This window comes from Enterobacter sp. DC4, assembly GCF_000568095.1.
Taxonomy (GTDB): Bacteria; Pseudomonadota; Gammaproteobacteria; order Enterobacterales; family Enterobacteriaceae; genus Enterobacter; species Enterobacter pseudoroggenkampii.
Genome location: NZ_AZUB01000013.1, coordinates 75463 through 83436, shown reverse-complemented (window position 1 = coordinate 83436; position 7974 = coordinate 75463). Strand labels below are relative to the sequence as shown.

The 7974-nt window shown below is 56.7% G+C and carries 6 protein-coding genes; 2 read left to right on the top strand and 4 right to left on the bottom strand.

Annotation, left to right across the window (positions count from 1 at the left end; genetic code table 11):
* Positions 1 to 411 precede the first annotated feature (411 nt).
* Genes hemG through pepQ form a run of 4 tightly spaced genes read right to left on the bottom strand, consistent with a single transcriptional unit; the run spans position 412 to position 4404 of the window.
* Positions 412 to 957 (bottom strand): menaquinone-dependent protoporphyrinogen IX dehydrogenase, encoded by a 546-nt coding sequence (hemG, locus tag P349_RS01510; RefSeq protein WP_032646055.1) that lies wholly within the window; start codon positions 955 to 957, stop codon positions 412 to 414.
* 10 nt (positions 958 to 967) lie between these two features.
* The gene (trkH, locus tag P349_RS01515; RefSeq protein ID WP_023309600.1) at positions 968 to 2419 is read right to left on the bottom strand and encodes a Trk system potassium transporter TrkH; all 1452 of its coding nucleotides are present in this window, start codon (positions 2417 to 2419) and stop codon (positions 968 to 970) included.
* A gap of 39 nt (positions 2420 to 2458) precedes the next feature.
* Positions 2459 to 3073, bottom strand: coding sequence for an IMPACT family protein (locus P349_RS01520; protein WP_024908007.1), 615 nt, complete (start codon positions 3071 to 3073; stop codon positions 2459 to 2461).
* Positions 3073 to 4404: a Xaa-Pro dipeptidase gene (gene pepQ, locus P349_RS01525; RefSeq protein ID WP_032646057.1), complete on the bottom strand. Its 1332-nt coding sequence runs from the start codon at positions 4402 to 4404 to the stop codon at positions 3073 to 3075. Before pepQ ends, P349_RS01520 begins: the two co-directional genes overlap by 1 nt.
* A 190-nt stretch (positions 4405 to 4594) precedes the next feature.
* On the opposite strand from pepQ, the gene fadB reads away from it, so the two are divergent.
* A complete protein-coding gene (gene fadB / locus P349_RS01530; RefSeq protein ID WP_032646058.1) occupies positions 4595 to 6784 on the top strand; it encodes a fatty acid oxidation complex subunit alpha FadB in 2190 nt (729 codons plus the stop codon).
* A gap of 9 nt (positions 6785 to 6793) precedes the next feature.
* Positions 6794 to 7957 carry an acetyl-CoA C-acyltransferase FadA gene (gene fadA / locus P349_RS01535; protein ID WP_008501515.1) on the top strand — a complete coding sequence of 388 codons (1164 nt, stop codon included), beginning with the start codon at positions 6794 to 6796 and terminating at the stop codon, positions 7955 to 7957.
* The last annotated feature ends 17 nt before the right edge of the window (positions 7958 to 7974 follow it).

Sequence of the window (7974 nt, the reverse complement as noted above, 5' to 3'; positions counted from 1 at the left end):
CATGTGTTAGGCCTGCCGCCAGCGTTCAATCTGAGCCATGATCAAACTCTTCAATTTAAGTTTGATGCTCGTGAATTAAACTTCGTAATGAATTACGTATGTTCACTCAGAGACTTGGTATTCATTTATTGTCCGAAGACATTAAGAATCCATGTCACTTTGAGTGCCCACACAGATTGTCTGATAAATTGTTAAAGAGCAGTGCCGCTTCGCTTTTCGCTGCGGCGCGGGGTGTGCATATTACGCTTTCCCGCTTCAGAGTCAAGCGTTTATTTTCGCTATTCTCTGCTGACCCGGCGGCGTGTGTGCCGTTGTTCCGTGTCAGTGGAGGCGCATTATAGGGAGTTATTCTGAAGTGACAAGCACAAAATACAAAAAACTTTTCGTTCGCTCACTTTTCAAACTTAACGCTTATTTATGTCGCGAATCGCCCGTTAAATGTGCGATTTCTCGCGCAAAACTAGCTACCTGCGACCAGTCGGTATAAACCACTTCTTTACGCGTGTCGGTTTCGCCCCCCGTCATCTTCATAATAAGACGGATCATAAAGCGGTCATACCAGCGGTAGCGAGGGTAGCGCAGCGCGCCGGCAAAGACGGCGCACAGATCAGGCTGCCACGGCGAGTTGAGTAAAAACTTGCGCGTGTAGCTGTTGGTCTGCGGCGTGCGCTTCTCGGGTTTACGCGCGACCAGATTGACCGAGTAAAATGCCCCGGGCAGTTTGTTGAGCACCGCCGTATGCTTTTTCACAAAGCGATCCAGCGCCGGATGGAAATGCCCGTAACGAATAGATGCACCAATTACCACGCGGTCGTAATCCTGCCAGCTTATCTGCTCAGCACGGTTCAGGTTCACCACATCCGAGTAAATCCCCAGCTCTTTTAATTCAGATGCCAGATACGCGGCAATCTCACGCGTTTGCCCGTCTCGCGTAGAGAAAAGAATCAGTGTTTTCATCAACGGCTCCTTACTCGCGCCAGAATGTAGGGGTGAACAGCACCAGCAGCGTAAAGACCTCAAGACGACCAAACAGCATATTGGCGATGAGGATCCATTTCGCGACCGGGTTCATACTGGCAAAGTTATCCGCCACAACCCCCAGGCCAGGCCCGAGGTTGTTCAATGTTGCGACGACGGAAGCAAAGGCGGAGAAATCATCCACTCCCGTCGCGATGATCGCCAGCATACTGACGATAAAGACCAGCGCATACGCCGAGAAGAACCCCCACACCGCTTCGAGGATACGTTCCGGCAGCGCGCGGTTCCCCAGCTTGATGCTGTAGACCGCGTTCGGGTGGACCAGGCGCTTCAGCTCACGGTTGCCCTGCTTGAACAGCAGCAGAATACGGATCACCTTCAGGCCACCGCCCGTCGACCCCGCACAGCCGCCGATAAACGCGGAACAGAGCAGAAGCACCGGCAGGAACAGCGGCCAGCGCGCGATGCTGTCCGTGGTAAACCCGGCGGTCGTCGCCATCGATACTACCTGGAAGAAGGCCTGGTTTAGCGTGGTCAACGCGGAGTTATAGACATCATGGAACCAGAGCACCAGGGTACAGATAATTACCAGCGTCAGCTGGACGCCAATAAACATGCGGAACTCAGGGTCACGCCAGTACACCTTCAGGCTGCGTCCGCTCAGTAAAGAGAAGTGCAGACCGTAGTTACAGCCAGAGATCAGCAGGAAAATGGCAATAATCGTGTTAATCGTTGGGCTGTCGAAGTAGCCGACGCTGGCATCGTGGGTGGAGAACCCGCCGATAGCAATCGTCGCGAAGCTGTGTCCGATGGCGTCGAAAGCGGGCATCCCGGCAAACCATAGCGCCAGCGCACAGGCCACCGTCAGTAATACATAGATAAGCCAGAGAGTTTTCGCCGTCTCAGCAATACGCGGGCGCATCTTGTTATCTTTCAGCGGTCCGGGCATTTCGGCGCGATAGAGCTGCATCCCACCAACGCCCAGAATAGGCAGAATGGCCACCGCCAGGACGATGATCCCCATCCCCCCGAACCACTGCAGCATCTGGCGATAAAAAAGAATGGCGTGCGGAAGTGAATCCAGCCCCACCAGCGTCGTCGCCCCGGTGGTCGTTAAACCGGAGAAGGATTCAAAAAAGGCATCCGTGATGCTCAGGTTAGGCTGTTCAGAGAAGATAAAGGGTAGCGAACCAACGCTCCCCAGCACCGTCCAGAACAGGACCACAATCAGAAACCCTTCGCGAGATTTCAGCTCACCTTTCTGGCGACGGTTTGGCCACCACAGCAGCGAGCCAATCGCCAGCGCGACAAAGAAGGTCTGGGTAAATGCCCGCCCCGCGCCGTCCCGGTAGATAAGCGCCACCAGTCCAGGGAGAATCATCGTCCCGGAAAAGAGTATAACCAGCAGTCCAACGATTCGGGTTATGGCACGAAAATGCATCTCTGCCGCTTCCTTTGGTATTCAAAAGTGAGGTGGGGATTATTCTTCAATCGGCAGCAATTGCAACGAACCACGACTAAAATCTGCCAGTTTTGCTGAAAAAGCAGCCAGTTCCGCCTGAGGAAGCGCCACGCGTAATTGCACCATTGCCTGATATTCACTGTGTGCGATGACACCGTTAAACTGCCTCAGCAGCGCTTCAATACCCGATAGCTGGGCGTAATCGCATAATAAAGTATATTCGGTAAGCGGCGTTTTGCGGGTAGTGACCAGCATATTAAGCGCCTGCTGTACGCCCCCGCCATAAGCTTTAACCAGCCCACCGGTGCCTAACAAAATGCCGCCGTAGTAGCGCACCACCACGGCGGTTATTTCGCCCACGCCGCTGCCCATTAGCTGGGAGAGCATGGGTTTGCCGGCCGTGCCCGCCGGTTCACCGTCATCGGAAAACCCCAGCTGCTGCGAATCGTCCGGCGGCCCTGCTACCCACGCCACGCAGTGGTGACGGGCGTCAGGATGCTCAGCCCGGACGGACTCGACAAACGCTTTTGCCGCCTCTACGCCATCGGTATGCGCCAGCAGCGTAATAAAGCGGCTTTTCTTGATTTCCTCAACAAAGGTGACCGGTTCAGCCGGTATCAGCCAGCTTTCCATCAGCCCAGCTTCAGGTCTCGCGTCATATTCTCGATACCGTTTTCGTGAACCACCACGTTATCTTCGATACGAATACCGCCAAACGGCTTCAGCGCTTCAATTTTTTCCCAGTTGAAGTGCTTGCTGAACTGGCCTTCACGCCACGGCGCCAGCAGGGATTCGATAAAGTAGATCCCCGGTTCAATCGTCAGCACCATGCGCGGTTCCAGAATGCGGGTGCAGCGCAGGTAAGGATATTTAGACGGTGCCGCCAGATGTGTACCGGTATCATCCTGCATAAAGCCCGCAACGTCGTGCACCTGCAGGCCCAGCGGGTGACCAATGCCGTGCGGCATGAAGGGCCCGGTCAGATCGTTCTCGACCATCGCCTCTTCGCTCATGTCTTTCACAATCTGGTGCTTACGCAGCAGTTTGGCGATGCGCTGATGGAACTGGATGTGGTAATCCACATAGCTGGTGCCCGCCTTCATGGTGCCAATCAGCGCCAGCTGTTCATCGTTCACGTCTTTGATCAGCTGCGCGAACTCGGTGTCCGCATTCGCCGCCCAGGTGCGGGTCAGGTCGGCCGCGTAGCCGTTGTACTCTGCCCCTGCGTCCAGCAGGAAGCTGCGCATTTCCGACGGAACCTGGTGATCCAGTTTGGTATAGTGAAGCACAGATGCGTGCTCGTTCAGCGCGACGATATTGCTGTACGGCACGTCGGTATCACGGTGGCCTGTCGCGGTCAGATAGGCCTGATTGATGTCGAACTCGCTCATCCCCGACTGGAACGCTTCATGCGCCGCACGGTGACCATTCACCGCCGTTTTTTGCGCTTCACGCATGCAGTAAAGTTCATAGTCGGTTTTATATGCGCGGTAATAGTGCAGATAATCCAGCACCCCTTTCGGGTTGAGTTTGTCTGCCGGAATATCCAGACCCAGCGCACGCTCCGGAACAGGGCCAATGTAGCCGATGTTGCCACGCGCGGCAGGCAGCTGGCTGCCAATACCGTCCGCTTTCGGCAGCGCAATGACCTCAATCTCTTCCGTCCAGAAAGAGGTCGGCAGCGGTTCTACGTTGTGCCAGTAATCGACCGGCAGGTAGAACCACAGTTTCGGTTTGTTCACGCCATCCACCAGCAGCCAGCAATTTGGAACCTGCGTCACCGGTACCCAGGCTTTAAACTGCGGGTTCACCTTGAACGGATAAGCGTGGTCATCCAGAAAGGTATTCATCAGCTCGCCGGAGTGGATCAGCAGCGCATCCAGCTTAAAGCGGGCCAGTACATCGCGGGTACGTTCTTGTAGGGTAACGATATGATTTTTATAAAGCGAAGCCAGTGAGTCCATCATTCTTCCTTTCGTTTTTTTGACCTCAAGTCATCGCATCTTAGCACACCTCACTCCGGCTGCGTGATTTCCACCGACCGTGATCAATGCAGCATTTTCTTAATGAGTAATTTGCATTTTATTAACATAAATCCCACACTCCGATTCATCTGGTATGACCAGATCCAATTGCTGGATTCAGGAGACTGACATGCTCTACAAAGGCGACACCCTGTACCTCAACTGGCTGGAAGATGGCATTGCCGAACTGGTGTTCGATGCCCCCGGCTCAGTGAACAAGCTTGATACCGCGACGGTGGCCAGTCTTGGCCAGGCGCTGGATGTTCTTGAAAAACAACCTGAATTAAAAGGGCTGCTGCTGCGTTCGAACAAAGCGGCCTTTATCGTCGGTGCCGATATCACCGAGTTCCTTTCGCTGTTCCTGGTCCCGGAAGAACAGCTGAGCCAGTGGCTGCACTTTGCCAACAGCGTCTTTAATCGTCTGGAAGATCTGCCTGTCCCGACCATTTCCGCCGTTAACGGCTATGCGCTGGGCGGCGGCTGCGAGTGCGTGCTGGCGACAGACTATCGCCTGGCGACACCGGACCTGCGCATCGGCCTGCCGGAAACCAAGCTGGGCATCATGCCGGGCTTTGGCGGCTCCGTCCGTATGCCGCGTATGCTGGGTGCCGACAGCGCGCTGGAGATCATTGCCGCGGGTAAAGATGTCGGCGCAGAACAGGCACAGAAAATCGGTCTGGTCGACGGCGTTGTGAAACCTGAGAAGCTGGTTGAAGGTGCTGTCGCCATTCTGCGTCAGGCGATTAACGGCGATCTCGACTGGAAAGCCAAACGCCAGCCGAAGCTGGAACCGTTAAAACTCAGCAAGATTGAAGCCACCATGAGCTTCACCATCGCCAAAGGCATGGTGATGCAGACGACGGGTAAACACTACCCGGCGCCAATCACGGCGGTGAAAACCATTGAAGCGGCTGCCCGTCTCGGACGCGATGACGCGCTGAAGCTCGAAAATCAGAGCTTTGTCCCGCTGGCGCACACCAATGAAGCCCGCGCGCTGGTCGGTATCTTCCTGAACGATCAGTTCGTGAAAGGCAAAGCCAAACAGCTGACCAAAAACGTCGAGACGCCAAAACATGCGGCGGTACTCGGCGCGGGCATTATGGGTGGCGGCATCGCTTACCAGTCGGCCTGGAAAGGCGTGCCGGTAGTGATGAAAGACATCAGCGAGAAATCCCTGACGCTGGGCATGACCGAAGCGGCCAAGCTGCTGAATAAACAGCTGGAACGCGGAAAAATTGACGGGCTGAAGCTTGCAGGCGTGATCTCCACCATTCAGCCCGTGCAGGAATACAGCGGTTTCGACCGTGTCGACGTGGTGGTCGAAGCCGTCGTCGAGAACCCGAAGGTTAAAAAAGCGGTGCTGGCGGAAACGGAAGACAAGGTTCGTCCTGAGACCGTGCTGGCCTCTAATACCTCCACCATTCCAATTAGCGAACTGGCGAGCGTGCTGAAGCGTCCGGAAAACTTCTGCGGGATGCACTTCTTCAACCCGGTACACCGTATGCCGCTGGTCGAAGTGATCCGTGGGGAAAAAACCTCTGACGACACCATCGCCAAAGTGGTGGCATGGGCAAGCAAGATGGGCAAAACGCCGATCGTCGTTAACGACTGCCCGGGCTTTTTCGTCAACCGCGTGCTGTTCCCTTACTTCGCCGGTTTCAGCCAGCTGCTGCGCGACGGCGCGGACTTCCGCAAAATCGACAAAGTGATGGAAAAACAGTTCGGCTGGCCGATGGGCCCGGCGTATCTGCTGGACGTGGTCGGCATTGATACCGCCCACCACGCTCAGGCGGTGATGGCGGCAGGCTTCCCGCAGCGTATGCAGAAAGATTATCGCGACGCCATTGACGCGCTGTTCGACGCTAACCGCTTCGGCCAGAAAAACGGCCTGGGCTTCTGGCGCTATAAAGAAGACAGCAAGGGCAAACCGAAGAAAGAAGAAGACGCGGCGGTGGATAGCCTGCTGGCCGATGTCAGTCAGCCGAAACGCGACTTCACCGACGATGAGATCATCGCCCGCATGATGATCCCGATGATCAACGAAGTGGTGCGTTGCCTCGAAGAAGGCATTATCGCCAGCCCGGCGGAAGCGGATATGGCGCTGGTATACGGCCTGGGCTTCCCTCCGTTCCACGGCGGCGCGTTCCGCTGGCTGGACACGCTCGGCAGCGCCCGCTATCTCGATATGGCTCAGCAGTATCAGCACCTCGGCCCGCTTTATGAGGTGCCGGAAGGGCTGCGTAACAAAGCGCGCCATAACGAACCCTACTATCCAGCAGTTGAGCCAGCCCGTCCGGTTGGCGAACTGAAAACGGCTTAAGGAGTCACAATGGAAAAGGTTGTCATTGTTGATGCGATTCGCACCCCGATGGGCCGTTCAAAAGGCGGTGCATTCCGTAACGTGCGTGCGGAAGACCTCTCCGCGCATCTGATGCGTAGCCTGCTGGCGCGTAACCCGGCGCTGGATCCTGCTGCGCTGGACGATATCTACTGGGGCTGCGTGCAGCAGACCCTGGAGCAGGGCTTCAACATCGCCCGTAACGCGTCGCTGCTGGCGGAGATCCCGCATTCGGTTCCGGCCGTCACGGTGAACCGCCTGTGCGGTTCGTCAATGCAGGCGCTGCACGACGCGGCGCGCATGATCATGACCGGCGATGCGCAGGCCTGTCTGGTGGGCGGCGTTGAGCACATGGGCCACGTGCCGATGAGCCACGGGGTCGATTTCCACCCGGGGATGAGCCGTAACGTGGCGAAAGCCGCGGGGATGATGGGTCTGACCGCAGAGATGCTTTCTCGTCTGCACGGCATCAGCCGTGAAATGCAGGATGCCTTTGCCGCGCGCTCTCACGCTCGCGCATGGGCGGCGACACAGTCCGGTGCCTTTAAGAATGAGATCATCCCGACCGGCGGTCACGACGCAGACGGCGTTCTGAAGCAGTTCAGCTACGACGAAGTCATCCGCCCGGAAACCACCGTCGAAGCGCTTTCCACGCTGCGTCCGGCGTTTGATCCGGTCACCGGTACGGTCACGGCAGGGACCTCGTCGGCGCTGTCCGACGGTGCCGCCGCGATGCTGGTGATGAGCGAAAGCCGCGCCCGCGAGCTGGGCTTAACCCCTCGCGCTCGGGTACGTTCGATGGCGGTCGTGGGCTGCGATCCGTCAATCATGGGTTACGGCCCGGTTCCGGCCTCGAAGCTGGCGCTGAAAAAAGCGGGATTAACCGCCAGCGACATCGATCTGTTTGAGATGAATGAAGCCTTCGCCGCGCAGATCCTGCCGTGCATTAAAGATCTGGGGCTGATGGAGCAGATCGATGAGAAGATTAACCTCAACGGCGGCGCGATCGCCCTCGGTCACCCGCTGGGCTGCTCCGGGGCGCGCATCAGCACGACGCTGATCAACCTGATGGAACGCAAAGATGCTCAGTTTGGTCTGGCAACGATGTGTATCGGGCTGGGTCAGGGTATCGCGACGGTGTTTGAGAGAGTGTAGGTCTAATACGTAGGCCC

What these genes read in the sequence shown, in the direction of transcription:
- pepQ (WP_032646057.1), bottom strand. Translation starts at nt 4,404, where the DNA reads ATGGACTCACTGGCTTCGCTTTATAAAAATCATATCGTTACCCTACAA.
- fadA (WP_008501515.1), top strand. Translation starts at nt 6,794, where the DNA reads ATGGAAAAGGTTGTCATTGTTGATGCGATTCGCACCCCGATGGGCCGT.
- fadB (WP_032646058.1), top strand. Translation starts at nt 4,595, where the DNA reads ATGCTCTACAAAGGCGACACCCTGTACCTCAACTGGCTGGAAGATGGC.
- P349_RS01520 (WP_024908007.1), bottom strand. Translation starts at nt 3,073, where the DNA reads ATGGAAAGCTGGCTGATACCGGCTGAACCGGTCACCTTTGTTGAGGAA.
- hemG (WP_032646055.1), bottom strand. Translation starts at nt 957, where the DNA reads ATGAAAACACTGATTCTTTTCTCTACGCGAGACGGGCAAACGCGTGAG.
- trkH (WP_023309600.1), bottom strand. Translation starts at nt 2,419, where the DNA reads ATGCATTTTCGTGCCATAACCCGAATCGTTGGACTGCTGGTTATACTC.